This is a genomic window from Kineococcus anabasis (assembly GCF_054590795.1).
Map to the genome: position 1 here is coordinate 367,056 of NZ_BAAIHU010000006.1, position 24,608 is coordinate 391,663.

21 protein-coding genes, 1 tRNA gene and 3 riboswitches are annotated in these 24,608 nt (G+C 76.4%); of the genes, 3 read left to right on the top strand and 19 right to left on the bottom strand.

The window, feature by feature from the left end; translation table 11 throughout:
* Positions 1 to 93: 93 nt before the first annotated feature.
* The 13 genes from leuS to ACYQBY_RS10555 all read right to left on the bottom strand — a co-directional run bounded on the left by leuS (position 94) and on the right by ACYQBY_RS10555 (position 13,329).
* Entirely contained in the window at positions 94 to 2,625 is a 2,532-nt protein-coding gene (gene leuS / locus ACYQBY_RS10495; protein WP_459643790.1) for a leucine--tRNA ligase, read from the bottom strand.
* A gap of 228 nt (positions 2,626 to 2,853) precedes the next feature.
* Positions 2,854 to 3,624 (bottom strand): hypothetical protein, encoded by a 771-nt coding sequence (locus ACYQBY_RS10500; protein WP_459643791.1) that lies wholly within the window; start codon positions 3,622 to 3,624, stop codon positions 2,854 to 2,856.
* Between the two features lie 128 nt (positions 3,625 to 3,752).
* Positions 3,753 to 3,825, bottom strand: a tRNA-Ala gene (locus tag ACYQBY_RS10505).
* A gap of 133 nt (positions 3,826 to 3,958) precedes the next feature.
* Positions 3,959 to 4,594 carry a histidine phosphatase family protein gene (locus ACYQBY_RS10510; RefSeq protein ID WP_459643792.1) on the bottom strand — a complete coding sequence of 212 codons (636 nt, stop codon included), beginning with the start codon at positions 4,592 to 4,594 and terminating at the stop codon, positions 3,959 to 3,961.
* 3 nt (positions 4,595 to 4,597) lie between these two features.
* A complete protein-coding gene (gene rsfS, locus ACYQBY_RS10515) occupies positions 4,598 to 5,008 on the bottom strand; it encodes a ribosome silencing factor (protein ID WP_459643793.1) in 411 nt (136 codons plus the stop codon).
* 112 nt (positions 5,009 to 5,120) lie between these two features.
* Entirely contained in the window at positions 5,121 to 5,699 is a 579-nt protein-coding gene (gene nadD / locus ACYQBY_RS10520; RefSeq protein WP_459643794.1) for a nicotinate-nucleotide adenylyltransferase, read from the bottom strand.
* A 59-nt stretch (positions 5,700 to 5,758) separates the two neighbouring features.
* Positions 5,759 to 5,935, bottom strand: a complete 177-nt coding sequence (locus ACYQBY_RS10525) for a hypothetical protein (protein WP_459643795.1) — start codon at positions 5,933 to 5,935, stop codon at positions 5,759 to 5,761.
* A 100-nt stretch (positions 5,936 to 6,035) separates the two neighbouring features.
* Complete coding sequence (locus ACYQBY_RS10530; RefSeq protein ID WP_459643796.1) at positions 6,036 to 6,422, bottom strand: hypothetical protein; 387 nt, start codon at positions 6,420 to 6,422, stop codon at positions 6,036 to 6,038.
* Between the two features lie 25 nt (positions 6,423 to 6,447).
* Positions 6,448 to 7,626 carry a glutamate 5-kinase gene (proB, locus tag ACYQBY_RS10535; RefSeq protein ID WP_459643797.1) on the bottom strand — a complete coding sequence of 393 codons (1,179 nt, stop codon included), beginning with the start codon at positions 7,624 to 7,626 and terminating at the stop codon, positions 6,448 to 6,450.
* On the bottom strand, positions 7,623 to 9,206 hold the full coding sequence (obgE, locus tag ACYQBY_RS10540) for a GTPase ObgE (protein ID WP_459643798.1): 1,584 nt from the start codon (positions 9,204 to 9,206) through the stop codon (positions 7,623 to 7,625). The genes proB and obgE overlap by 4 nt, the downstream gene beginning before the upstream one ends.
* A 122-nt stretch (positions 9,207 to 9,328) precedes the next feature.
* Entirely contained in the window at positions 9,329 to 9,586 is a 258-nt protein-coding gene (rpmA, locus tag ACYQBY_RS10545) for a 50S ribosomal protein L27 (RefSeq protein WP_459643799.1), read from the bottom strand.
* A 10-nt stretch (positions 9,587 to 9,596) separates the two neighbouring features.
* Entirely contained in the window at positions 9,597 to 9,905 is a 309-nt protein-coding gene (gene rplU, locus ACYQBY_RS10550) for a 50S ribosomal protein L21 (protein WP_459643800.1), read from the bottom strand.
* Between the two features lie 217 nt (positions 9,906 to 10,122).
* A complete protein-coding gene (locus tag ACYQBY_RS10555; RefSeq protein WP_459643801.1) occupies positions 10,123 to 13,329 on the bottom strand; it encodes an Rne/Rng family ribonuclease in 3,207 nt (1,068 codons plus the stop codon).
* A gap of 511 nt (positions 13,330 to 13,840) precedes the next feature.
* A riboswitch (SAM riboswitch) is annotated at positions 13,841 to 13,934 on the top strand.
* A gap of 560 nt (positions 13,935 to 14,494) precedes the next feature.
* Between ACYQBY_RS10555 and ACYQBY_RS10560 the strand changes: the two genes are divergently transcribed.
* Entirely contained in the window at positions 14,495 to 14,740 is a 246-nt protein-coding gene (locus ACYQBY_RS10560; RefSeq protein ID WP_459643802.1) for a hypothetical protein, read from the top strand.
* 182 nt (positions 14,741 to 14,922) lie between these two features.
* Here ACYQBY_RS10560 and ACYQBY_RS10565 read toward each other — a convergent pair whose 3' ends face one another.
* The 3 genes from ACYQBY_RS10565 to ACYQBY_RS10575 all read right to left on the bottom strand — a co-directional run bounded on the left by ACYQBY_RS10565 (position 14,923) and on the right by ACYQBY_RS10575 (position 19,426).
* On the bottom strand, positions 14,923 to 15,849 hold the full coding sequence (locus tag ACYQBY_RS10565) for a sulfurtransferase (protein WP_459643803.1): 927 nt from the start codon (positions 15,847 to 15,849) through the stop codon (positions 14,923 to 14,925).
* A 217-nt stretch (positions 15,850 to 16,066) separates the two neighbouring features.
* Positions 16,067 to 16,159, bottom strand: a riboswitch (SAM riboswitch).
* Between the two features lie 81 nt (positions 16,160 to 16,240).
* A complete protein-coding gene (locus ACYQBY_RS10570) occupies positions 16,241 to 17,104 on the bottom strand; it encodes a class I SAM-dependent methyltransferase (protein ID WP_459643804.1) in 864 nt (287 codons plus the stop codon).
* Between the two features lie 87 nt (positions 17,105 to 17,191).
* A complete protein-coding gene (locus ACYQBY_RS10575) occupies positions 17,192 to 19,426 on the bottom strand; it encodes a sensor histidine kinase (protein ID WP_459643805.1) in 2,235 nt (744 codons plus the stop codon).
* 207 nt (positions 19,427 to 19,633) lie between these two features.
* On the opposite strand from ACYQBY_RS10575, the gene ACYQBY_RS10580 reads away from it, so the two are divergent.
* Both ACYQBY_RS10580 and ACYQBY_RS10585 read left to right on the top strand, forming a co-directional pair.
* Entirely contained in the window at positions 19,634 to 19,957 is a 324-nt protein-coding gene (locus tag ACYQBY_RS10580) for a hypothetical protein (protein WP_459643806.1), read from the top strand.
* On the top strand, positions 19,954 to 20,481 hold the full coding sequence (locus ACYQBY_RS10585) for a GAF domain-containing protein (RefSeq protein ID WP_459643807.1): 528 nt from the start codon (positions 19,954 to 19,956) through the stop codon (positions 20,479 to 20,481). Before ACYQBY_RS10580 ends, ACYQBY_RS10585 begins: the two co-directional genes overlap by 4 nt.
* Here ACYQBY_RS10585 and ACYQBY_RS10590 read toward each other — a convergent pair.
* The 3 genes from ACYQBY_RS10590 to ACYQBY_RS10600 form a co-directional block, all read right to left on the bottom strand.
* Complete coding sequence (locus ACYQBY_RS10590) at positions 20,466 to 21,113, bottom strand: GNAT family N-acetyltransferase (protein ID WP_459643808.1); 648 nt, start codon at positions 21,111 to 21,113, stop codon at positions 20,466 to 20,468. The genes ACYQBY_RS10585 and ACYQBY_RS10590 overlap by 16 nt on opposite strands.
* Positions 21,114 to 21,120: 7 nt before the next feature.
* Positions 21,121 to 21,215: riboswitch (SAM riboswitch) on the bottom strand.
* A 135-nt stretch (positions 21,216 to 21,350) separates the two neighbouring features.
* Positions 21,351 to 24,212, bottom strand: a complete 2,862-nt coding sequence (locus ACYQBY_RS10595) for a hybrid sensor histidine kinase/response regulator (protein WP_459643809.1) — start codon at positions 24,210 to 24,212, stop codon at positions 21,351 to 21,353.
* Complete coding sequence (locus tag ACYQBY_RS10600; RefSeq protein WP_459643810.1) at positions 24,212 to 24,601, bottom strand: response regulator; 390 nt, start codon at positions 24,599 to 24,601, stop codon at positions 24,212 to 24,214. The genes ACYQBY_RS10595 and ACYQBY_RS10600 overlap by 1 nt, the downstream gene beginning before the upstream one ends.
* Positions 24,602 to 24,608 lie beyond the last annotated feature (7 nt).

Sequence of the window (24,608 nt, forward strand, 5' to 3'; positions counted from 1 at the left end):
CCCCCCGGCCCCACCGCGCGGGCGGGATGTGGACCGGCCCTCCCGCCGCGGGCCTGTGGACGCTGGGACACCCGCTCCCGGCGCCCGCGGGCGTCAGGCGGGGACGATGTTCACGAGCCTCGGCGCCCGCACGACCACCGTGCGCAGGTCCCGCCCGGCCAGGGCGGCCTGCACCTTCGCGCTGGCCAGCGCCAGCGCGCGCAGCTCGTCCTGGTCGATGCCCGGGGGCACCTCCAGGCGGTCGCGGACCTTGCCCTGCACCTGCACGACGCAGGTGACGGTCTGCTCGACCAGCAGCGCGGGGTCCACCGCGGGCCACCCCGCACGCGCCACCGACGGCTCGTGGCCGAGCTGCGCCCACATGTCCTCCGCCGTGTACGGCGCGAACAGGCTCAGCACCACCGCCACGGCCTCCACGGCCTCGCGCACCGCGGGGTCCGCGGGGCCGACCGAGGGGTCGTCCAACGCCTTGCGGGTGGCGTTCACCAGCTCCATCAGGCGGGCGACGAGCACGTTGAACCGGAAGGACTCCACGAGCTGCTGCCCGTCGTGCAGCGTGCGGTGGGTGAGGGCCCGCAGCGCCGCGCTGCCCACCGCGGGGTCCGCGCCGGGCTCGGAGGTCACGTCCCGCGCCAGGCGCCACGCGCGGGCCAGGAACTTCGCGGAACCGGCCGGGGAGACGTCGGCCCAGTCGATGTCGTCCTCCGGCGGGCCGGCGAACGCCATCGTCAGGCGGATCGCGTCGACGCCGTGCTCGTCGAGCTGCTCTGACAGCCGCACCAGGTTCCCCCGCGACTTGCTCATCGCCGAGCCGCCCATGAGGACCATGCCCTGGTTCAGCAGGCGCGAGAACGGCTCGGTGAACGACACCATGCCCAGGTCGAACAGCACCTTGGTGAAGAACCGGCTGTACAGCAGGTGCAGGATCGCGTGCGTCACGCCGCCCACGTACTGCCCCACGGGCATCCAGCGCTCCGCCTCGGCGGCGTCGAAGGGCACGTCGTCGCGCTGCGGGGAGCAGAACCTCAGGTAGTACCAGGAGGAGTCGACGAACGTGTCCATCGTGTCGGTGTCCCGGGTCGCGGGGCCCCCGCAGGACGGGCAGTCGACGTTCACCCAGTCCGTCGCCGCACCCAGCGGGGAGGAACCCTTGGGCTTGAGGTCCAGCCCCTCCGCCGGCGGCAGCTCCACGGGGAGCTGGTCGTCGGGGACGCGGACCTCCCCGCAGGCCCCGCAGTGCACGATGGGGATGGGCGTGCCCCAGTACCGCTGCCGGGAGATCAGCCAGTCCCGCAGGCGGTAGTTCGTCGCCGCGGAGCCGGAACCCCGCGAGCCCAGCTCCTCCACCATGCGCGCGATGGCGTCCGCCTTGGCCAGGCCGTTGAGCGGGCCGGAGTTCACCAGCACGCCGTCCCCGGAGGTCGCCACGCCCGACTCCGCTGGGTCCGGCAGCGGCGCCCCGTCGGCGTCGCGCACGTCGACGACCACCCGCACCGGCAGGTCGTGGGCGCGCGCGAAGTCCAGGTCGCGCTGGTCGTGGGCGGGCACGGCCATGATGGCGCCGTGGCCGTAGTCGGCCAGGACGTAGTCGGCCGCCCACACCGGCAGCGGCTCGCCGGTGGCCGGGTTCACGGCGTACCGGTGCAGGAACACGCCGGTCTTGGGCCGGTCGGTGGCCAGCCGGTCGATGTCGCTGGTAGCGCGGACCCGCTCCACGTACGCCGCGAACTCCTCCCGCACGGCGGCGGGCGCGTCGGCCGCCAGTTCCGCGGCCAGGTCGGAGTCGGCGGCCACGACGAAGAACGTCGCGCCGTACAGGGTGTCCGGGCGCGTCGTGTAGACGGTCACCGGCTCCTCGCGGCCCTCGACGCGGAACCGCACGTCGGCACCGGTGGAGCGGCCGATCCAGTTGCGCTGCATGGACAGGACCTTGTCCGGCCAGCTGCCCTCCAGCTGCGCCATGTCGTCCAGCAGCCGGTCGGCGTAGTCGGTGATCCGCAGGTACCACTGCGTCAGCTTCTTCTTCGTGACGGGCGTGTCGCACCGCTCGCACAGGCCGTCGACGACCTGCTCGTTCGCCAGCACCGTCTGGTCGTTGGGGCACCAGTTCACGAGGCTGGGGCGGCGGTAGGCCAGGCCCTTCTCGTGCATGCGCAGGAACAGCCACTGGTTCCAGCGGTAGTACTCCGGGTCGCACGTGACCAGGACGCGGTCCCAGTCGAAGGAGCAGGCGTAGCGGCGCATCGACGCGCGCTGCTGGGCGATGTTGTCGTGGGTCCAGCCGCGCGGGTCCAGGCCCCGCTGGATGGCGGCGTTCTCCGCGGGCAGGCCGAACGCGTCCCAGCCGATGGGGTGCAGCACGTCGAAACCGCGCTGCACCCAGTACCGCGCGACGACGTCGCCGAGGGCGTAGGCCTCCGCGTGACCCATGTGCAGGTCACCGGAGGGGTAGGGGAACATGTCGAGGACGTACTTCTTGGGCCGCTCGTCGCCGGGTGCGCCGCTGCGGAACGGCGCGAGGTCGTCCCAGACGGGCAGCCAGCGCTCCTGGACGGCGTGCGCGTCGTAGCGCCCGGTCTCCTCGCCACCCGGCGCGTGGCCGGGGCTGTCCTGCGTCTGCGTCATGTCGTCCTCCCGCGCTGCGCACCGGCCCGGGGCACCGGGGCGGTCCTGCGGCGGCGTTCCGCCCCCGGACATGAAGAAACCCCTCCACGTGGAGGGGTCGCCGCGCTGACTCGTCGGTCAGCGCGGCCCGGGAAGGGAACGGTTCCGCCGCACCCGGTCAGCTTAGCCGACGGAGCGCGGCGGGCCCCGGCCCGCGCGGTGCGGGCCGGGGCCCCGGGGGACGTGCGCTCAGAGCGGCCCGCGGTCCACGCGGCGCCTGCCCCAGGCGGTGCCGGTGGCGCTGGCCCGCAGGGCGCGGCGCTGCGCGAGGGCGCGCTCGGCCCGCCCGAGCAGCTCCGGCACCTCCCCGTCGTCCCAGGGGGCGAGGACGGCCGCGCCGACGTCGACGGCGTCGCTCCCCGGCGCGCTCGCGACCCCCCCGGGCGCCTCGCCGCGGCCCGCGGCCAGCCCGGCCCGCACCCGGCGCTCCAGCTCCTGCGCGTGCAGGCCCGTGCCGGGGCCCACGACGAGGAAGCGGCCCTCCCCGTCGCAGCCCACGACGTCGGCGGCGCGGGTCGCGGCGCGCAGGGCGGCGGCCACCCCGGCGAGCCGGTCCCCACCGCCCCCGGGGGCCACCTCCACGACGCAGCAGTGCAGGGCACCGCCGGAGCGGCGCGCGGACTCCAGCAGGTGCCGGCCCACGAGGAGGACGCCGTGCCGGTTCAGCAGGCCGCTGGCGTCGTCGACGACACCGCCGTCGCGGGACTCCTCCAGCGCCGCCGCGAGGTCGCTGACCATCTGGCGGGCGCTGTCGCGGGAGCGCAGCGCGCCGTGCAGGACCACGGCCAGCACGACGACGGCGACGGCGAGCAGCACGGGCACGACGGTGGAGGGCAGGGCGGCCGGGGCGGTGCCGGCCACCACGCCGAGCGTGGTGATCCCCGCCGCGGGGGCGAGGACGAGGGCGACCTGGCGGCGCGCCGGGCTCACCCGGGGGGCCGGCCCGGACTGCTCGCCCACCCTGGACGGGAATCGGGATGTCTGCACCGAGGTGGCATCGGGTGCGCGGGGGGTGCCCTTGATGCGGCGACCGAGTGACACGGCACGCGAAGAGGGCGGCCCGCCGGTGCGGACCGCCCTCTTGAGGGTGGAGCTGAGGGGATTCGAACCCCTGACCCCCTCCATGCCATGGAGGTGCGCTACCAGCTGCGCCACAGCCCCTTAACGGGTCATCTGTTCTGCCGTCACGCGCTCGTTGCCCGCGGCGACGTGGTCGAGCATAGACCACCGGCCACCCGGACGGCGAACCGCCCCGCCCCGCGGCGGTGTCCGCCCGGGCGCCCCGGAGCGGCGTTCAGCCCTCGGCGCCCTCGCCCGCGCCGGGCGGGCCGACGTTGAACTCGCTGAGCACCCACCCCGCCCGCCGGCGCACCAGCACCGTCCAGTGGGCGTTGGAGAAGCCCGAGAAGGCGTTCCAGTGCGCCAGCGGCACACCGAGCAGCCGCAGCAGCGCACCCTTGAGGCCGGCGCCGTGACCGGCCACCACGAGCAGGGCGCCGGCGGGCGCGGCGTCCGCGTGCCGCTGCACCGCGCCGGCCACGCGGTCGGCGGACTCGGCGCGCCGCTCCGCGCCGTCGAGGCGCACGTCCTCACCGCGGCGCCAGGCGGCGTGCTCCTGCGGCCAGCCGGCCTCGATGTCCTGGCCGGTCAGCCCCTGCCAGGGACCGAAGTGCCGCTCGCGCAGCGCGGGGTCGAGGCCGAGCGGCAGGGCGGTCAGGTCCGTCAGCGCCCGGGCGGTGTCCGCCGCGCGCCGCAGGTCGGAGGACACCACCGCGGTGGGCCGCAGCAGCGCCAGCGCCGCCGCCGAGGCGGTCACCTGCCGCTGGCCGACGGCGTCGAGGTCGACGTCGAGCTGGCCCTGGATGCGCCGTTCGGCGTTGAACGGGGTGCGGCCGTGACGCCACAGGACGAGCGTGTCCGCCCCGGGCACGCCTCAGGCGTCCGCGGTGTCGCCGGCCGCACCGTGCGCGGCCACCTCGGCGGGCACGGGGGTCGGCAGCCCGATGGGCGGGCAGTCCTTCCACAGCCGCTCCAGCGAGTAGTACTCCCGCTCCTCGGCGTGCTGCACGTGGACGACCAGGTCGAGGAAGTCCAGCAGGACCCAGCGGCCCTCCCGCTCCCCCTCGCGCCGGACCGGCTTGACGCCCAGCGGGAGCAGCCGCTCCTCCACCGCCTCGGCGATGGCGCGCACCTGCCGCTCGTTGGGCGCGGAGGCCAGCAGGAAGGCGTCGGTGATGTAGAGCTGGTCCGACACGTCGAGGGCGACGACGTCGGTGGCGAGCTTGTCGGTGGCGGCGGCAGCGGCCTGCTGGACCAGCTCGAGCGCGCGCTCGGATGCGGGCACGGAACTCCTCGGCGCCGGTCCCCTCGGGGACCGGACGGACACGCCCCTCGGGGCACGGTGGACACGGTCCGTGCCAGTCTCCCACGGCTGGGACCCCGCACCCGGCCGCTTCCTACCCGCGGGGCAGCGGAGCGCTGTACAGCCCGTGCTTGGTGATGTGCTGCACCACCCCGTCGGGCACGAGGTACCAGACGGGCAGCCCCTGGTGGACGCGGCGGCGGCAGTCCGTGGAGGAGATCGCCAGGGCCGGCACCTCCATCAGGCTGACGCCCTCGGCGGGCAGCCCGTGGTCCGACAGGTGGTGCCCCGGGCGCGTGACGCCCACGAAGTGGGCGAGGTCCCACAGCTCCTCGGCGTCCTTCCACGACAGGATCTGCGCGAGGGCGTCGGCGCCCGTGATGAAGAACAGCTCCGCGCCGGGGCGGCCCGCGGCGAGCTCGCGCAGGGTGTCGATCGTGTACGTCTCGCCCTCGCGGTCGATGTCGATGCGGCTGACCGTGAACTGCGGGTTCGACGCCGTGGCGATCACCGTCATGAGGTAGCGGTGCTCCGCGGGCGCGATGTCCTCGCGCGTCTTCTGCCACGGCCTGCCAGTGGGCACGAACACGACCTCGTCGAGGTCGTAGCGCGCGGCGACCTCGCTCGCGGCGACGAGGTGGCCGTGGTGGATGGGGTCGAAGGTGCCGCCCATCACCCCCAGGCGCAGGCGGCGGGGGGCGCCGACGACCCCGACGGCCTCGGCCGTGAGGGTCAGTGCCGCGACCCCATGTTGCGGAAGCCGAACGTGATGAGCAGCAGCGACATCAGGATGCAGAAGGTCACGATGCCGAACGCCAGCGGCGGCATGGGCAGCTCGCGGGCGGCCTCGGCGATCTGGGCGTTCTCCGTCGCGGTCAGCGCGTACTGCGCCAGCGCCTGGATGGACATGGCGGCGGTTCCCCTCACGTCTGTCGCGGCCCGCCCGGAGCCGGGCGTGGGTCCAGTCTGTCACGGCCCGGCGGCGGACTCCCCGCCGGGACCGCGCGCGTCACCAGGCGGCGATGTCGCCCACCGGCGACAGCGGTTGCGCCTGCCCGTCCGCCCGGCGGCGGGAGCGGCCCGGGTCGCCCACCACCTGGGTCAGGCGGTGCTCCAGCGTGCCGCGGTCCACGACCTCCATGCCGACGAGCCGCCAGTCGGGCAGCCCGGCGCTCGGCCGGTGCTCGCCCCACAGCCGCAGCGCCATGGCGGCGGCGTCCTCCAGGCTCTCCGCCTCGTCCCAGTAGCGCAGCTCGGCGCGCTCGGGGCTGTAGCGGACGGTCGACAGGAACGGGCGCTCGGCCAGCAGCCGCTCCAGCGACGCCCGCAGCCCCGCCACGTCCACCGGCTCACCGGCGAGCGTCAGCGTCACCGACCACAGCTGCACGTCGCTCATGCGGTCCCCGCCCTCCGTCGCGTGCTCACCGCGACACCGCGTCGCCGTCCGGCAGGAGCACGAGGTGGTCGCGGTGCACGACCTCGCGCTCGTAGCCGGAGCCCAGCCGCCGCGCGAGCTCGCGGGTGCTGCACCCCAGCATCCCCGGCAGCTCCTCCGACGAGTAGTTCACCAGCCCGCGGGCCAGGGCGTGGCCGTTTCCGCCGACCAGGTCCACCGGGTCACCCGCCCGGAAGTCCCCCTGCACGGTGGTGACCCCGGCGGGCAGCAGCGAGGAGCGGCCGGTGCGCACGGCGCGCACGGCCCCGTCGTCCAGGACGAGCCGGCCGGCCGGCGCCGCGGCGTGCGCCAGCCACAGCATGCGCGAGCTGGGGCGGCGCCCGCGGCCGCCGCCGTGCACGGCGAACCAGGTGCCGACGTCCGCGCCGGCCAGGGCCTCGGCGGCCAGCGGGGCGGACGTGACGAGGGCGGGGACCCCGGCGGAGACGGCCAGGGAGGCGGCCTCCACCTTCGTCGTCATGCCGCCCGTGCCGACGCCGCTACCGCTGCTGCCGATGCGCACCCCGCGGAGGTCCTCGGGGGTGCGGACCTCGGGGATGCGGCGGGCGCCGGGGCGCTGCGGGGGCGCGTCGTACAGCGCGTCCACGTCCGAGAGCAGCACCAGGGCGTCGGCCCGCACGAGGTGCGCCACGAGGGCGGCGAGGCGGTCGTTGTCGCCGAAGCGGATCTCGTGGGTGGCGACGGTGTCGTTCTCGTTGACGACCGGCAGCACCCCGAGGGCCAGCAGCCGCTCCAGCGTGCGCCGCGCGTTGGCGTAGTGGCTGCGGCGCGCCACGTCGTCGGCGGTGAGGAGCACCTGACCCACGGTCAGGCCCGCCAGCGCGAAGGCGGCGGTGTAGCGGGCCAGCAGCAGGCCCTGCCCGACGCTGGCGGCGGCCTGCTGGCTGGCGAGGTCGCGGGGGCGGCGGTCCATGCCCAGCGGGGCGAGACCGGCGGCGATGGCACCGGAGGAGACGAGCACGACCTCCCCGCCCGCGGCGCGGCGGGCGGCCAGGACCGCGACGAGCGCCTCCAGACGGGGCGCGTCGAGGCCACCGGTGGCCGTGGTGAGGGAGGAGGAACCCACCTTCACCACGACGCGCCGGGCGGTGGCGAGCTGCTCGCGCCCCGCCTCGGACCCGGCACGCTCGGTGCCGGCGCTCACTCCCGCCCGTCCGCGACCTCGACCCCGCCCGCCTCCTCGGGACCGCCCGCCTCCCCGGGACCGCCGCCGGGCGTCGCCCCCACGTCGGGGGCCGCCCAGTGCCCGGCGCGGCGCTCGGCGTCCAGCTCGGCGCGGGCCGCGGCCTTGGAGGCCCGCCGCTCCCGCTCCTGCTCCCGCTTGGCGGCGCGGGTGGGACGGACGGACTCCTCCAGGCGCAGGTCGCTGCCCCGCTGGCCGAGGACCCCTGCACCCGACACCAGGGTGGGCTCCCAGTCGAAGACGACGGCGTCGGGCCCGCCGCCGATGACGACCTCCGCGCCGGCGACGGCGCCCGCCTCGAACAGCGCCTCCTCCACGCCCGCCCGCGCGAGCCTGTCGGCGAGGTAGCCGACGGCCTCGTCGTTGGAGAAGTCGGTCTGGCGGACCCAGCGCTCGGGCTTGCCGCCGAGCACCACGAAGCGCTCGCCGTCCTCGGTCTCCTGGCGGGTGACGGTGAACCCCTCGTCGTCCACCGCCCTGGGTCGCAGCACGACCCGGGTGGGCTCGGGCGGCGGGGCGGCGGCGCGCGCCTTCGCCACCAGGTCGGCCATCGCGAACGTCAGCTCCCGCAGGCCGGCGTGGGAGACGGCGGAGACCACGTACACCGGCGCGCCGGTGGTCTCCAGCTCCGCGCGGACGATGTCGGCCATGTCGCGGGCGTCGGGGACGTCGGCCTTGTTGATGGCGATGATGCGGGGGCGGTCCCCGAGGGGGATGCCGCCCTCCCCCACGCTGTAGGCGGCCAGCTCCTCCTCGATGACGCGCAGGTCGCTGACGGGGTCGCGGTCGCTCTCCAGCGAGGCCCCGTCGAGGACGTGGACGAGGACGGAGCAGCGCTCGACGTGGCGGAGGAACTCCAGCCCGAGCCCGCGGCCCTGGCTGGCCCCGGGGATGAGCCCGGGGACGTCGGCGACGGTGAAGCGCACGTCGCCGGCCTCGACGACGCCGAGGTTCGGCACGAGGGTGGTGAACGGGTAGTCGGCGATCTTGGGCCGGGCCGCGGAGATCGCGGCGATGAGGCTGGACTTGCCGGCGCTGGGGTAGCCGACGAGGGCGACGTCGGCGACCGTCTTGAGCTCCAGGACGACGTCGCGGCTCTCGCCCGGCTCGCCCAGCAGCGCGAAGCCGGGGGCCTTGCGGCGCGGGGAGGCCAGCGCCGCGTTGCCGAGGCCGCCGCGGCCGCCCTCCGCGATGACGAACCGGGTGCCGACACCGATCATGTCGGCGAGCAGCTCGCCGCCCGCGGTGCGCACGACGGTGCCCTCCGGGACCGGCACGACGATGTCGTCGCCGTCGGCGCCGTTGCGGTGGCTGCCGTGGCCGGGCCGGCCGCTGCCAGCGCGCCGGTGCGGGCGGTGGTGGTGCTCCAGCAGCGTCGTGGTCTGCGGGTCGACCTCCAGCGTCACGCTGCCGCCCCGGCCGCCGTTGCCGCCGTCGGGCCCGCCGAGGGGCTTGAACTTCTCGCGGTGCACGGAGGCGCAGCCGTGCCCCCCGTCACCGCCGGCGACGTGCAGGACGACGCGGTCGACGAAGGACGTCATGGTGTTCTCCTGGTGCGCTGTGCGGGGGTTCCGCGGGATGGGGTCCGGCACGACGAAGGGGCGGACCGGTGGACCGGCCCGCCCCTCCCCGTCCTGCGACGGACGTCATGCGTGCAGAGGTGTCACTCGCCCGCGGCGACGATGTTGACGACCTTGCGACCGCGGCGGGTGCCGAACTGCACGGCTCCGGCCACGAGGGCGAACAGGGTGTCGTCGCCGCCGCGTCCCACACCGTCGCCGGGGTGGAAGTGCGTGCCGCGCTGCCGGACGAGGATCTCGCCGGCGTTGACCGCCTGACCGCCGAAGCGCTTCACGCCGAGGCGCTGAGCGTTGGAGTCACGACCGTTGCGCGAGGAGCTCGCGCCCTTCTTGTGTGCCATGGGACTGTCGTCACTCCCCGATGCCGGTGACCTTGACGCGGGTCAGCTTGGCCCGGTGGCCCTGCCGCTTGCGGTACCCGGTCTTGTTCTTGTACTTGAGAATGGTGATCTTGGGGCCCTTGGTCTCCTCGACCACCTCGGCGCGCACCTTCACGCCGGACAGCGCCGACGCGTCGGTGGTCACCGTGGTGCCGTCGACGAGGAGCAGGGGCTGCAGCTCGATGGTCGCGCCCTTCTCACCCGACACGCGGTCGATGATCAGCATGTCGCCGACCGAGACCTTCTCCTGCCGGCCACCGGCGCGGACGATCGCGTACACAACGGACCCGTTTCTCTCGACGAACTCTCTGGTGGTGCGGGGCCCAGCTGGCCCGGCCCGCCGCGATCACGGCTGGCACACAACGGCTGGACGGATGGGCACGAGCACACGCGCCAGGGGACAACACTACGGATGCGGCGGGAGCCGGGTCAAACCGGCCCCTCACCGGGAGTTCGCCCCGCCGCCACCGGGAGGACCGGTGGCGGCGGGGCGCCCCTCACAGCGCCGGCAGCGGGCCGGGGCGTGGTACGGGCCGCGGGGCTCCGGCGGCGTCGTCACCGGCCGTCTCCTCCGCCGCGGGCGCCTCCACGACGCCCACCGCCGCGCGCCCGCCACCCGCCGCGCCGGAGCGGCCGCGCCGCCCGCCGCCGGAGGACGCCGGGCCCGCGGCCGGCGCGGGGCCGGGCACCTGCGCGGCACGCTTCTCCACCGGCTCGTCGTGGATGACCACCCCGCGGCCGGCGCACGCCTCGCACGTCTCGCTGAACGCCTCCAGCAGGCCCTGCCCGGCCCGCTTGCGCGTCATCTGGACCAGGCCCAGGGACGTCACCTCCGCCACCTGGTGCTTCGTGCGGTCCCGCCCGAGGCACTCGGTGAGCCGGCGCAGGACCAGGTCGCGGTTGGACTCCAGGACCATGTCGATGAAGTCGATGACGATGATCCCGCCGACGTCGCGCAGCCGGAGCTGGCGGACGATCTCCTCCGCCGCCTCGAGGTTGTTCCGGGTGACCGTCTCCTCGAGGTTCCCGCCGGCGCCGATGAACTTGCCGGTGTTGACGTCGACGACCGTCATGGCCTCGGTGCGGTCGATGACGAGGGAGCCGCCGGAGGGCAGGTAGACCTTGCGGTCCAGCGCCTTGGCGAGCTGCTCGTCGATGCGGTGGGCCGCGAACACGTCCTCGGTGGAGTCCCAGGCCCGCACCCGCGGCAGCAGGTCCGGGGCGACGGAGGCCACGTAGTCGTGCACCGTGCGCCAGGCCTGGCCGCCGGAGACGATGAGCTCGCTGAAGTCCTCGTTGAAGACGTCCCGCACGACCCGCACGGTGAGGTCGGGCTCGCCGTGCAGCAGGGACGGGGCGCTGCCGGAGGCCTTGGCCTGGATCTCCTCCCAGCGGGCCTTCAGGCGCTCGACGTCCGCCGCCAGCTCCTCCTCGCTGATGCCCTCCGCGGCGGTGCGGACGATGACGCCGGCGCCCTCGGGCACCACCTTCTTCAGGACCTTCTTCAGCCGCGCCCGCTCGGTGTCGGGCAGCTTGCGGCTGATACCCGTCATCGAGCCCCGCGGCACGTAGACCAGGTAGCGGCCGGGCAGCGAGATCTGGCTGGTCAGGCGTGCACCCTTGTGCCCCACGGGGTCCTTGGTGACCTGGACGAGGACGCTGTCGCCGGACTTCAGCGCCACCTCGATCCGCTTGGGCTGGCCCTCCAGCCCCGCCGCGTCCCAGTTCACCTCGCCCGCGTACAGCACGGCGTTGCGGCCCTTGCCGACGTCGACGAAGGCGGCCTCCATGCTGGGCAGCACGTTCTGCACCCGGCCGAGGTAGACGTTGCCGACCATGCCGGCCTGCTGCTGGCGCGCGACGTAGTGCTCGACGAGCAGCCCGTCCTCCAGCACCCCGATCTGGGTGCGCCCCTCGCGCTCGCGGACGACCATGACCCGCTCGACGCTCTCGCGGCGCGCGAGGAACTCGGCCTCGGTGAGGATCGTGCGGCGGCGCCCGGCCTCGCGGCCCTCCCGGCGGCGCTGCTTCTTGGCCTCCAGCCGCGTGGAGCCCTTCAGCCCGGTGATCTCGTCCTCACCGGTGCGGGCGGCGCTGCGGCGGGGCTCGCGGACCCGCACGACGGTGTTCGGCGGGTCGTCGGGGGCCGGCTCGTCACCGGCGTCGCTGCCGCTGCGGCGACGACGGCGACGGCGGCGGCGGCTCGAGCCGGCCTCGGCGGTGTCCCCCTCGCCGTCCGCGTCGTCCTCGTCGTCCTCGTCCGCACCGGTCCCCGCGTCGGCCGTCGCGTCGGCCGTCGCGTCCGCGCCAGGGTCGGCACCGGGGTCCGCACCGGGGTCGGTGGCGTCGGCACCGGAGCGGGAGCGGCCGCGGCGGCGCCGGCGGCTGCCCCGGCCGGCGCCGTCCTCGGCGCCGGCGACCACCTCGTCGGGGGTCTCCTCGTCGCTCTCGTCGTCGCCCTCGGCACCGGCGGGCTCGTCGTCCTCGCCCACCGGCTCCTCGGAGCCGTCCTCGTCACGCTGGCGGCTGCGCCGGCCGCGGCCACCGCGGCGGCGCCGGCGGCGGGGCGAGTCCTCGGCGTCGTCGGCGTCGTCCACGTCGGCGCCGTCCTCGGCACCGGTCGCCTCGTCGTCCTCGTCGTCGTCGGGGCTCTCCTCGCGCACGAGCACCGGCGGCCCGGCGGGCGAGGACGCCCGGCGGCTGCGGCGGGGGGTGGCGTCCGGCTCCGGGGCCTGGAAGAACAGCGCGGTGGCGCGGGCGGCCGGCGGCAGGTCCGCGAGGGCGTCCTCCTCGTCGGCGTCCGCGCCGGCGGAGCGGGCCCCGGCGTCGCCGGTGGTGGCGAGCGCCGCGAGGGCCTCGGCCACCTCGGCCGCGATCTCCGGCTGCACGCTGGTGGGGAGCCCGGCGCCCGTGGCGACGTCGGCGCGCACGTCAGGCCGGGTGGAGTCGGCGGCCGACGCCGCCGCGTCCGTCGCCGCGGAGGCCGCGACCTCGGCGTCGAGGTCGCCGGCCTGGTCGGCCTCCACGACTGGGGCCTCGGTGGCGACGGCAGGGACCTGGGCCTCCGCCGTGGGGGTCTCCGCCGGGACGGGAGCGGCGACCTTGCGGGTTGCGCGGCGTGCGCGGGTCCGGGGCCGCGTGACGGTGGCCGCCTCGACCTGCGGGGCGTCCGCGGGGACGTCGGTCCCGACGACCGCACCGGGCGCCTGCTCGGGCGCCTGCTCGGGCGCCTGCTCGGGCGCCTGCTCCAGTGCCTGCTCCAGTGCCTGCTCCGGTGCCTGCTCCGGCGATGCCGCGGGAGCGGTCCCGGCCTGCTCCACCACGGGGGCGGAGGTCTTCTTCGTGGCCCGCCGCGGCCGGCGCTTCACGGCCGCCTCGGCGGTCACCGGGGTCTCGGCGGCCGGCTCGGGGACCGCCGGGACCTCGGCGGGAACCGGCAGCTCAGCGGCCGGCAACTCGGCGGGCGGGGCCTCGGCGGTCACCGGGCCGTCCTGCGGCGCGGCGGCCGTCACCCCGGCCTCCACGGTGGACGCCGGAGCCGGGGCCGGGGCGTCCACGGGCGGGCCGGCGGGGCGGCTGGCGGCGCGGCGCCGGCGGGGCCGGGTCGTCGTCTCGGGCGGGGTGCCGGCGTCGGCGGGCGGGGGGCTGTCGTAGCCCGTGCCCGGCTGGTCGCCCTGCGTCTCGTCCTGTGTGTCGTCCTGCATGGTCGCGGGCTCTCCTGTGCCCCGGCCGGTGACGACACCGGGAGCCGTCGCCGGACGTGGCGTGCTCGTTCCTGTCGTCGGGCGGGTCGTCCCGCACCCGACGGAAGTCGTGTGGCTACCCGGTGGGGGCTCGCGGCCGGTGCCGCGTCGCCCCAACCGGGCCGGGGACGGCGGTCCGTGGTCGACAACCCCACTCCCCGCGCCGCCTCTCCGCCCCCGCGCCGGCCGGTGCCGCGGATGGCGGCGGCGGCGCGGAACCGGGCGTCGTGCACGGCACGGCGTTCGCGTCCTCGGGCCGCCCGCCCGGTGAAGTGCACGGACAGCCGTTCGCAGTCTCTCACAGGGACCCCGACGTCACCTGCAGCGACGGCGGGGGCCGGCACGAGGTCCTCCCCGAGCCCGCCCCGGCAGTCGTGCGGACCGGTGGCCCGCGTGCGGGGCGGCCGGGCCCCGCCACGGTGCCCGCCGGATGTCTGGCCTCCGCGACGGCGGGAGCGCTAGGGTTCGGCCGAGACCATCCAGAGCGGCTGAGAGACCTGGCTCGACGACGCCGCAGCAACCCCCCGGCCTCCGGACGAGGGTGCTACCGCCAGGACCGATGGGAGACGGGCATGCTCGACCGCGACGACCTCCGCGGGTACGTGGACGCGCCGCGCATCCGGCGCCGGCACATCGACCTGGGCCGCGTCCACGCCTCCACCTGTCCCTCCGGCTGACCCCGCACCCGCCGCGGCACGACCGCTCCCGCCGGAGCATCGCCCCCGGGTGCACCACCGGTGCCGCCCCCGGGCGGTCGCCTCCCGCCGGAGACCCCTGTGCCGCCCTCCCCGCCGTCCGCGAACCCGCCCGTCGTCCCCGCGTCCCCACCGCCGCGCACCGTCTGCGTCGTCGGCGCAGGCCCCCGCGCCCCGGGACCGCCCGGACTGCCCGGCCCCGTCCCGCTCGTGGTGCACGTCGGCTCGCGACGCGGGGTGCCGTACCGCCCGGAGCTCGGGGACGACGTGGCCGGCATCCGTCCCGCACCCCCACGCCGCCCGACCGTCGCCACGGCACGGGCCCGGGCGAGGGCCGCGGGGCCGGGCAGCCCCCACACCGTCCCCGCCGGCGCGCTCGCCGGCGCGCGGGAACCGGGCGCTGTGCACACCGCGGAACCGGACGGTGCCTGATGGGGACCCGGGGCATCACCGTCACGATCAGCGTGGACGACGACCACCCGGCGACGGCGGCCGAGCTGTTCGCCCTGGCGGACCACCTCACGGAGGCCGCCGCGGAACTCCTGCCCGGCTCCGCGACCCGGCTCGTCGTCCGCACGACCCCCGCAGCGCCCGGGGCAGAACCACCCGCGGAACTCCCGCCCCGGCCCGCCCCGCGCCTGCCCCGCCGCCACCGGCGCCGCCTCGACGTGGCGTGAGCCTCGCGCGCCCTGCGTCCCGCGCCGCACCGTGCCGTTCCGTTCCGTTCCGTGTGCCGCCCGCGACCCGGAAACCGCGGGTCCACCGGGCGCGGGCGGTCCCGGCCCGGGACGACGGAACCCCTCCACCCGGTGGGTGGAGGGGTTCCGTGCGCCGGCGCCGGCCGCCGGTCGGCAGGAGGTCAGCGGCCGGGGACGCTGCCGCGCTCGGAACCGGTGACGATCGGCACGCGCACCGCGTTGCCCCACTCGGTCCAGGAGCCGTCGTAGTTGCGCACGTTCTGCAGGCCCAGCAGGTGCTTCAGCACGAACCAGGTGTGCGAGGAGCGCTCACCGATGCGGCAGTAGGCGATCGTCTCGGTCTCCGGGGTCAGCCCGGCCTCCTGGAAGTAGATCGCCTCCAGCTCCGCGCGCGGCTTGAACGTGCCGTCCTCGGCGGCCGCGCGGGCCCACGGCACGCTCGCGGCGCCGGGGATGTGCCCGCCGCGCAGGGTGCCCTCCTGCGGGTAGTCGGGCATGTGGGTGCGCTCGCCGGTGTACTCCTGCGGGGAGCGCACGTCGATGAGGGCGCCGCCGAGGTGGGCGAGCACGTCCTCCTTGAACGCGCGGATGGCCTCGTCGTTCCGCTCCACCACGGGGTACTCGGCGGCCTCGCGCTCGGGGACCTCGCGGGTGTACTCGCGGCCCTCGGCCTCCCACTTGGTGCGGCCGCCGTCGAGCAGGCGGACGTCCTCGTGGCCGAAGAGGGTGAAAACCCACAGCGCGTACGCGGCCCACCAGTTGTTCTTGTCGCCGTAGAAGACGACGGTGTCGGTGCGCTTGATGCCCTTGCGGGAGAGCAGCTCCGCGAACTTCTCGGAGTCGAGGTAGTCGCGGGTGACGGGATCGTTGAGCTCGGTGTGCCAGTCGACCTTCACGGCGCCGGGGATGTGCCCGGTGTCGTAGAGCAGGACGTCCTCGTCGCTCTCGACCACGACGAGGCCCTCGCTGCCCAGCCGCTCGGCCAGCCAGCCCGTGCTCACGAGGCGCCCGGGGTTCGCGTACTCGGCGAACCTCGGCTCGCTGGTGTCGGCCGGGTGGGCGGTGGCGCGGTCGTCGGTCTGCGTCATGCGGATCTCCTCGTGCGGGTGGGTTCTTCGGGTGGGCGGGTCGTGGGGCACCGCCGGCACCGGGCACGGCCGCCGGGGCGGCCCGGACCGGTGCGGGTGCGGGTGGTGGGGACGGCTCAGCGCGGACAGGCGGTGGTGACGCTGCGGCACAGGTCGACGTGCCGGCGCCTGCGCAGGGGCAGCACGCCGCGCCCCGTCAGCGGCCCGTCCATGGTTCCCTCCATCGTCCCCGGCAGGAGCACCCTCACCCGTTGCCGGGGGGTTGCTGCGGCGTCGTCGAGCCAGGACTCTCGGCCGCTCTTGATGGTTGTCGGGCCTGAGGTTAGGGCGTGGGGTACCGGTGCTGTCAACCGGGCCTCCCCCCGCCGGCCCCGCGCCGCGGCGGGGGCCCTCAGGCGCGGCGCCTGCCGACGAGCTGCCAGGAGCGGGCGGTGCGCAGGTACGGCTCCCGGTCGCACGCCTGCAGCTCCAGGCGCTCCAGGTCCCGGTAGAAGCCGTGCTCGGCCTTGCGGCTGTCGTCGTCGACGAGGTCGGTGAAGCAGCGGATGCCGAAGCGGAAGTCCACGCTGCAGCCGGCCGCGCCCAGCGCCTCCTCGGCCAGCTCGGGCGGGACCCGCTGCACCTCCCGGTCGAGCACCGGGTCGTGCGCGGCGGAGGCGTCGAGCAGGTGCAGCGCGCCGGGCAGGTCGTGCCGGCGCACCACGGCGGCCAGGACGTCACCGGCGGGGTTGGAGGCCAGCAGCGAGACGCAGCCGCCCCGGCGCACCGACCGCACGAGGGTGGCCACGTCGGCGTGCACCTGCTCCTGCCCGCCGGGGCGGTGCTGGAGCACGTCGTGGCACAGGACCAGGTCGAAGGAGCCCGAGCCGCCCTCGCGCCGGGACGTGAGCGCGGCCAGCGCCGTGAGGTCCTCCAGGTCGGCGTCCACGGTGCGCACCCGCCCGGCCACCCCCGCCGCGGCGGCCGCCGCCCGGGCGCGCTCCAGCAGCACCGGCGAGGTGTCCAGGACCGTCACGAGGTGGCCGCGCCGGGCCAGCGGCACCGAGTCGCTGCCGTCGCCGCCCCCGGCGTCGAGGACCCGCAGGGGACGGCCGGAGATCGTGCGGCAGACCTTCTCCAGGGTGTGGTCGACGATGCGGTAGCGCAGCCGGCCCCACGGGGCGCCCGACCACCCCTCCCAGCCGGCGATGTCCTCCACGAGCGAGGAGGCGAGGACGCCCTCGCCCGGCGCGCCGCCGCGCCCCTGCTCCGGCACCGCGCCCTCCCCGTACCCGCCGTCCGGGCCCCGCGGCCCCCGCCGCGGGACCCGCGGCCGCCTCCAGGGTAGGCGGACGACGCCGGCTCAGGCGGTGAGCGGAAGGGGCACCTCCTGCCCGGCGACGGCTCCCGCGGGCGCGTCGCCGGACGGGGCGGCGCGCTCGGGGTCCCGCTGCGGCAGCGTGAACCGCACGGTGGTACCACCGCCGGGCGTCCCCTCCACCCAGATGCGCCCGCCGTGACGCTCCACGATCCGCTGGCAGGTGGCCAGGCCGATGCCGTGACCGGTGCGGGCCGCGGGGTCGACCTGCGCGAACATCCCGAACACGTGGGCCCGCAGTTCCTCGGGGATGCCGACGCCGTTGTCGGTGACGGAGAACGTCCAGCCGTCGGCGGACGGTTCCGCGCTCAGCGCGACCAGGCAGGGGCGTCCGGGCGCGCGGTACTTCACGGCGTTGCCGATGAGGTTCTGCAGCAGCTGCCGCAGCAGCACCGGGTCGCACCACAGCGTGGGCAGCGGGCCGGCGGCGACCCGGGCGCGCGCGGCCACGACGGGCGCGCGCAGGTCCAGCAGCGCCTGGTCGAACACGTCCCGCACGTCGGTGGCCTCGCGGGCGCCGGAGCTCCCGCCGGCCTTGGCGTGCGCGAGCAGCGCGGAGATCAGGTCCTTCATCCGGCCGGTGCCCTTCAGGGCGGTCCCGACCCAGTCGCGGCCCTGCGCGCCCAGCTCCTCCCCGTAGGTCTCACCGATCATCTCCAGGTAGCCGGCGACGACGGTGAGCGGGGAGTTCAGGTCGTGGCTGGCGACGCCGGCGAAGTGCGCGAGGTCGGCGTTGGAGCGCTCCAGCTCCGCCACGGCGGACGTGAGCTGGGCGGAGCGCTCGGCGAGCTCGGCGGCGGTGGCCTCCAGCTCCCGCTGCCGGGCGCGCGCGGCGGTGACGTCGGTCATGGCGACGACCGCGCCGAGGAGGGTGCCGTCCGCGCGGTGCATGGCGCGGCCGGAACAGACGACGACGACGGCCTCGCGGCCGACGGGGGCGAGGACGATCTCGGCGCCGTGCACGGACCCCTCGCGCAGGGCCCGGGTCAGCGGGACGTCCTCCTCCCGCAGCGGGGTACGCCCGTCGGGGCCGCGCAGGCCGTAGACCCCGGCGTGCTCGCGCGGGTCCAGGGAGGCGTCGGCGTCGAGCCCGTGCCAGGCGCGTGCCGTCCGGTTGAACTGCACCAGGCGCCCGTCGGCGCCGGCGACGACGATGCCGACGTCCACGGCGTCGGTGAGGGTCTCGGCCAGCTCGGAGCGGGCCTCGGCCTCGGCCATCGCGATCTCGGCGAGCGTGCGCTGCTCGTCGGCCTCGTCGGCGCGCGCCCGCACCTGGGCGACGAGGACGTCGCGCTCGTCGCGTCCCAGGGCCAGGGCGAGCCCCACGGCGGCGACGAGGCCGACGTAGGCCTGCACGACGAGGGCCCGGGTCGCGTCGTCGCCGATCGTGGCGAACGGGCCGTTCCCGGCGAGGGTGAACAGGACGGCCGCGATCCCGGTGAGCAGGCTGTGCACCGCGACGATCGTGGTGTCGAAGCGCACCGCCACCCAGATGGTGAGCACCAGCAGGGGGAAGGCGACCGGCAGGCCGTCGAGGAGGCCGAACAGCAGGCCGTAGGCGATCGCCGAGGCGGCGCCCACGGCGGCCAGCTCCACGAGCCGCCAGCCGGTCGGCCAGAGCACGGGCACCCGTGCCGCGCGGGTCCCGCGGCGCCGTGCCCGGCGGGCGGTGAGTACCGCGCCGACGCGGAAGCCGACCGCGGCGACGAGGACGACGGAGGCGGTGTTGCGGGTCATCCACACCGCGGCGGTCAGCCACGACCAGTGCCCGGTGAGGAGCCACACCGACGTCGGCCCGAGGGCGCAGCCGGCGGCGGTGCCGACGGTCGCCGCCGCCAGCAGGCGGGCGAGCTGCCCGCTGCCCGTCAGCGCCTCCCGGCCCCCCGCTCCCCAGGCCTGCGGGCACCAGCGCGCGAACAGCGCGCCGAACACCGTGACCTGCACGACGTTCGCGACGACGAAGCACGCCGCGAGGAGCCAGGACGAACCCGTCGCGACGTTGAGCAGGAGGGTGGCGGCCGCGAGCGCCGCGAGGTCGAACACCCGGGTCCCGGCCGCGCGCTGCGCGGCGAACCAGAGGGCCGCGACCCCCGCGGCGGGCCAGACGAGGCTGAGGCTGGTGCCGTCCATGACGGTCAGGCGCCCGAGGTACACCGCGACGCAGAACAGGACGGCGAAGGCGGCGCTGCGCGCCAGCGCGGCCGTGCGTTCGGTGCGCACCTCTCCCCCTCCGTCGGCCCGTCCGCCGGTGCGGGACGTCACCCGTCCCATCGGCACGCCCCGCGGTCCACCTGAACGGCACCGCCACCGCGGGACCCGGACGGCGGATCCCGCCGCGCGGGGGCGCGGGCCGGGCAGACTGTGGCCGAGCGGGCGCGGCGCGAGCCGCCGGGCCCGGGACCCGGCCCGGCAGGGAGGCACCGACCGATGGCGGCAGCGACGACGATCCCCGGGTACGGCCTGGCGGCGCCGACCCTGGCCGACGTGCGGGCCGCGGTGGCGCGGGCCGGCGGGGACGTGGACGGCACGTGGGCCGCGCTGTGCGCCACCGCGGGGGTGGACCCGGCCGCCGCCGAGGCCGGCCCGGACGGCGTCGCCGCCCTGGTGGCGGCCGTGCGCGCCCGCGGTGGTGTCCTCGGCGTCCTCGGGCGCTCGCTGTGGGTGCGGCTGGAGACCTACCGGGCCCTGGCGCGGACGGCGGGCACCGACGGGGCGCAGGACGCGGACCGGGCGGGGGGTGCGGACCGGTGAGCACCGACCGCGCCGCCGACCCCGTCCGGGACCTCGACCGCATCGCGGAGATCTCCGAGCTGGACCTGTTCTCCGACACCGCGAAGGAAGAGCTGGACGACTTCGCCCGCCGCGCGGCCGAGCGCTTCGGCCTCCCCGTGGGGCTGGTGACCGTGGTGCTGTACGACGCGCAGTTCCTCGCGGGCAGCCACGGCGTCGACGGCTGGCTCGCCGAGGTCGGCGGCACCCCCGTGGAGTGGTCGTTCTGCGCGACGTCGGTGCGCACCCGCGAGCCGTACGTCGTGCCCGACACCACCGCCGACCCGGCGCAGTCGGGCAACCCGCTGGTCACCGTCGACGGGTTCCGCAGCTACGCCGGCGCTCCGCTGGTCACCTCGCGCGGGCACGTGCTGGGCAACTACTGCGTGCTGGGCACCGAGGCCCGGGAGTTCTCCGCGGCGGAACTGGCCGAGCTGCGGGCGATGGCCGACGAGGTCGTCGCCCGGATCGAGGCGACGCGCGGGGGCGCTCAGGCGGCGGGCTGAACCCGCCGCGGCAGCGGCAGCAGGTCCCCCCGCACGTCCGTCCGCTCCCCGGGCGCGGCGCGGCGGAGCACCTTGCGGAACGCCACCACCGGGTCGAGCCCCGGCCCGGGCAGGAGCTCCTCCCCGCGCACGTACCCGGCGGACGCGTACAGCGCCTGCGCGGCGTGCTGGCGCGCGCCTGTCGTGAGGTGCAGCTCCGCGTACCCGGCGGCCGCCGCGCGCCGCTCCAGCTCCGCGACCACGAGGCGGCCCAGACCGAGCCGGCGGGCGGAGGGAGCCGTCCAGATGCGCTTGAGCTCCGCGACGGCACGGCCCCTGCCGGGCGCCCCGGCCTGCGGCGCGCGCCGGTACGCACCGCCCGCGACGACCTCCCCGCCGGCCAGCAGGACCAGCAGGCAGCCGCGCGGGGCGTCGAGCTCCTCCGCCGGCACCGAGGCCAGCTCCGCGTCCACCGCCTCCGCGGGGTGGCCCAGGAGGTCGCGGTACTCGTGGGCGAGGCCCTCCAGCAGGGGCCGGGCGAGCTCGTCGCCGAGGCGCACCCGCACCGCCCGCAGCCCGGGCAGGAGGGCGGCGGGCGCTGCGTGCGGGACGGCCGCGGGCGCGGCGGGGCGTGCGACGACGGTCGGGGCCATGCTCGTTCCTCCATCGGTCCCGGCGGTAGCACCCGCGCCCGCGCGTGCGGGGGGTTGCTGCGGCGTCGTCGAGCCAGGTCTCTCGGCCGCTCTGGATGGGTGGGGCACCACCGGGCCCGTGCGGGGCGGCGGTGGCCGGGTCACGCTACGACGCGGCCCCCGCCGGTGTCGAACGCGACCCCGTCCGCATCCCGCACCGGCGGAGCCGTGCCGGACGCGGACGGGGGCGCGCGGACGTCACCAGTCGGCGCCCGCCCCGACGGTCTCGGCGGGGGCGCCCGCGCCGAACTCCTCCGCCAGCGCGGTGAGGACGCGGCACGCCTCGTCCAGCGCGTCGAGCAGGTCGCGGGGCAGGACCGCGGGGTCCGGCAGGTCCCCCGCCCGGCCCCGCGCCTCCAGCTGCGCGCACAGGGCGGACAGGTGCCCGGCGCCCAGGTTCCCCGCCGAGCCCTTCAGGGCGTGGGCGAGCTTGGTGGCCCGCTCCGCGTCCCCCGCCGCCAGGGCCTGCCCGAGGTCCGCGACCGTCTCCGGGGCGCGGCCGACGAAGGAGGACAGCAGCTGCGCGAACAGCGCGCGGTCCTCCGGGGTGGCGACCCCGCCGAGCTCCTCGACGCGGGCGCGGACCTCGGCCTCCAGCAGCGCCTCCGACTCCGGGCGCGCGCCCGTCCCCGGCTGCGGCCCGGCCGGCGCGGGCGCCGGCGCGGGGCCGGACGCCGGCGCGGGGCCGGACGCCGGCGCGGGGCCGGACGCCGGCGCCGGGGTGCGCCCCGGGCGCAGGGTGTCCAGCACGCTCTCCAGGTCGCGCGAGCGCACCGGCTTGCTCAGGTAGTGGTCCATGCCCGCCCGGGTGCAGGCGTTGCGGTCCTCCATCAGGACGCTGGCCGTGAGCGCGACGATGCGGGGCTGGCGCTGCTGCGGGATCTGCGCCCGGATGGCGCGGGTCGCCTCCAGGCCGTCCATCTCCGGCATGTGCAGGTCCATCAGGACCACGTCGTAGTCCTTGCGCCCCATGGCCTCCACCGCCTCGCGGCCGTTGTCGACCGTGTCGACGGCGTGGCCGAGCTTGGCGAGCATGAGCTGCGCGACCTTCTGGTTGACGAGGTTGTCCTCCGCCAGCAGGACCCGCAGCGGCTCCTCCTCCGCGTCCCCCGCGGCCGGCACCGGCGCGGCACCTGCGGGCCGCGGGGCCAGCAGCTCCAGGAGCCGCTCGCGCAGGACACCGCCGCGGGCGGGCTTGGTCAGCACGGCGTCGAACAGCCGCGCACGCTCGCCCTCCGGGCGCCAGTGGACGCTCGTGAGCAGGACCAGCGGCAGCTCGCGGCCGGCGGGCAGCTCCCGCAGCGCGCAGGCGAGCTGCTCGCCGTTGGTGCCCGGCATCTGCATGTCCAGCAGCGCCACGTCGTACGAGGCACCGCCGGCGAGGAGGGCCAGGGCCTCCGCCGCGGAGCTGACGTCCGTGCACTCCACGCCCCAGCTCTGCAGCTGCAGCGTGAGCACCCGCCGGTTCGTGGCGTTGTCGTCGACGACGAGGGCGGTGCGGCCGGTGAGGGCGGCGCCCGCACCGGGACCCTGCGGCGCCGGGGCGCCGTGGGACTCGGGCAGCACGACGGTGAGGGTGAAGGTGGAGCCCACGCCGGGCAGGCTGTCGACGGTCAGGTCGCCGCCCATCGCGTGCGCGAGCCGGCGGCTGATCGCCAGGCCGAGGCCCGTGCCGCCGTAGATGCGCGTCGTGGAGGAGTCCACCTGGCTGAAGGACCGGAACAGCCTGTCCATGCGGTCGGCGGGGATCCCGATACCGGTGTCGCGCACCGCGACACGCAGGCGAACGGGCCCGCCGCCCGGGGCGGCGAGGCGCTCGCCGGTCACCGTCACGGCAACCTCGCCGTGCTCGGTGAACTTCACCGCGTTGCTCACCAGGTTCACCAGGACCTGCCGCAGCCTGCCGGCGTCGCCCTGGAGCATCTCGGGGGTGGAGTCGTCGACGTGCCCGATGAGCTCCAGGCCCTTGACGGCCGCGGAGTGCCCGAGCAGCGCCAGGGTGCTCTCGACGCAGGTGCGCACGGAGAACGGCTCGCGGTCGAGCTCCAGCTCACCCGCCTCGATCTTGGAGAAGTCGAGGATGTCGTTGATGATGCCGAGCAGGGCGTCGCCGGAGTCGCGGACCGTCTCGGCCAGCTCGCGCTGGTCGGGGCGCAGCTCCGTCTCCAGCAGCAGGTCGGTCATCCCGATGACGGCGTTCATGGGCGTGCGGATCTCGTGGCTCATCGTCGCGAGGAACGCCGACTTCGCCGACGCGGCGGCGAGCGCCTCGTCGCGCGCGGCGGTGAGCACCGCGACGGAGTCGTTCACGGCGGCGGCCATCTGGGCGATCTCGCGGGGCCCGGATACCTCCGCCGGCTGGGTGAGCCTGCCCGTGGCGAGGCGCTGCGCGGCGGCGGTGACGCGGGCGACGGGCCGCACGACCGAGCGGGTGACCCACCAGGCGCCGAGGGCGGCCAGCAGCACGCTGGCGGCCATCCCGCCGAGGATGAGCCGGCGGGAGGTGTCCGCACCGGCGGCGCTCTCGGCCTGCCGCGTGGCCAGCTCGGCGCGCTCCTGCTCCTCCAGGCGCGTGAGGATGGCCTCGACGCGGCGCATGGCGGTGCGCCCGCGGTCGGTGGCCACGACCTCGCGAGCGGCCTCGAACCCCTCGGTGCGCCGCAGCTCGATGGTCTCGGCGAGCTCGTCGGTGAGCTCGCGCACGTGGGTGCGCAGCTCGGAGTGCACGGCGGCGGAGTCCGCGTGGTCCTCGGTCATCCACCCCAGGACGGTGAGGTTGCCCTCGATCTCGTCGATGGTGCGCCGGTACGGCTCGAGGTAGTACTCGGTACCGGTGACGAGGTAGCCGCGCTGCCCGCGCTGGGCGTCCTTGAGCAGTCGCTCCAGCTCCTCGATGCGGTCGAGGACCTGGTAGGACCGCACCACGTGGTCGCGCTCGGCGAGCATGGCGCCGATGCGGCCGTGGGCGACGGTGCCGACGAAGAGGATGCCGACGATGGCCAGCAGGAAGCCGGACGTCAGCAGTCGGGGCACCGTCCAGCGCAGGCGGCGCGGGGACATCACCAGCTGCCTGCGACGGCTGCCCTGGTCTCCAGTGCCCGCTGGATCGCCGCGCACAGCGCGCTGAGCACGACGGGCTTGGTGAGGTAGGTGGCGCCGAGGGCCTGCCCGGCGGCGATGTCCTCCGGCTGCACGCGGCCGGAGAGGAAGATGACCGGCATGCCGGCGTAGGCGGAGTCCGCGCGGATCTGCGCGAGCATCTCCAGGCCGCTCAGGCCCGGCATCGAGACGTCGGAGACGAGCACCTCGGGCGCGCCGCGCTCGGCGAGCACGCTCAGCGCCTCCTCGCCCGACCCGGCACCCACGACGCGGTGCCCGGCCGCGCGCAGCCGGACCTCGAGAAGCGTCCGGATGTCCTGGTCGTCCTCCACCACGAGCACCCTGGCCATGGTTCCG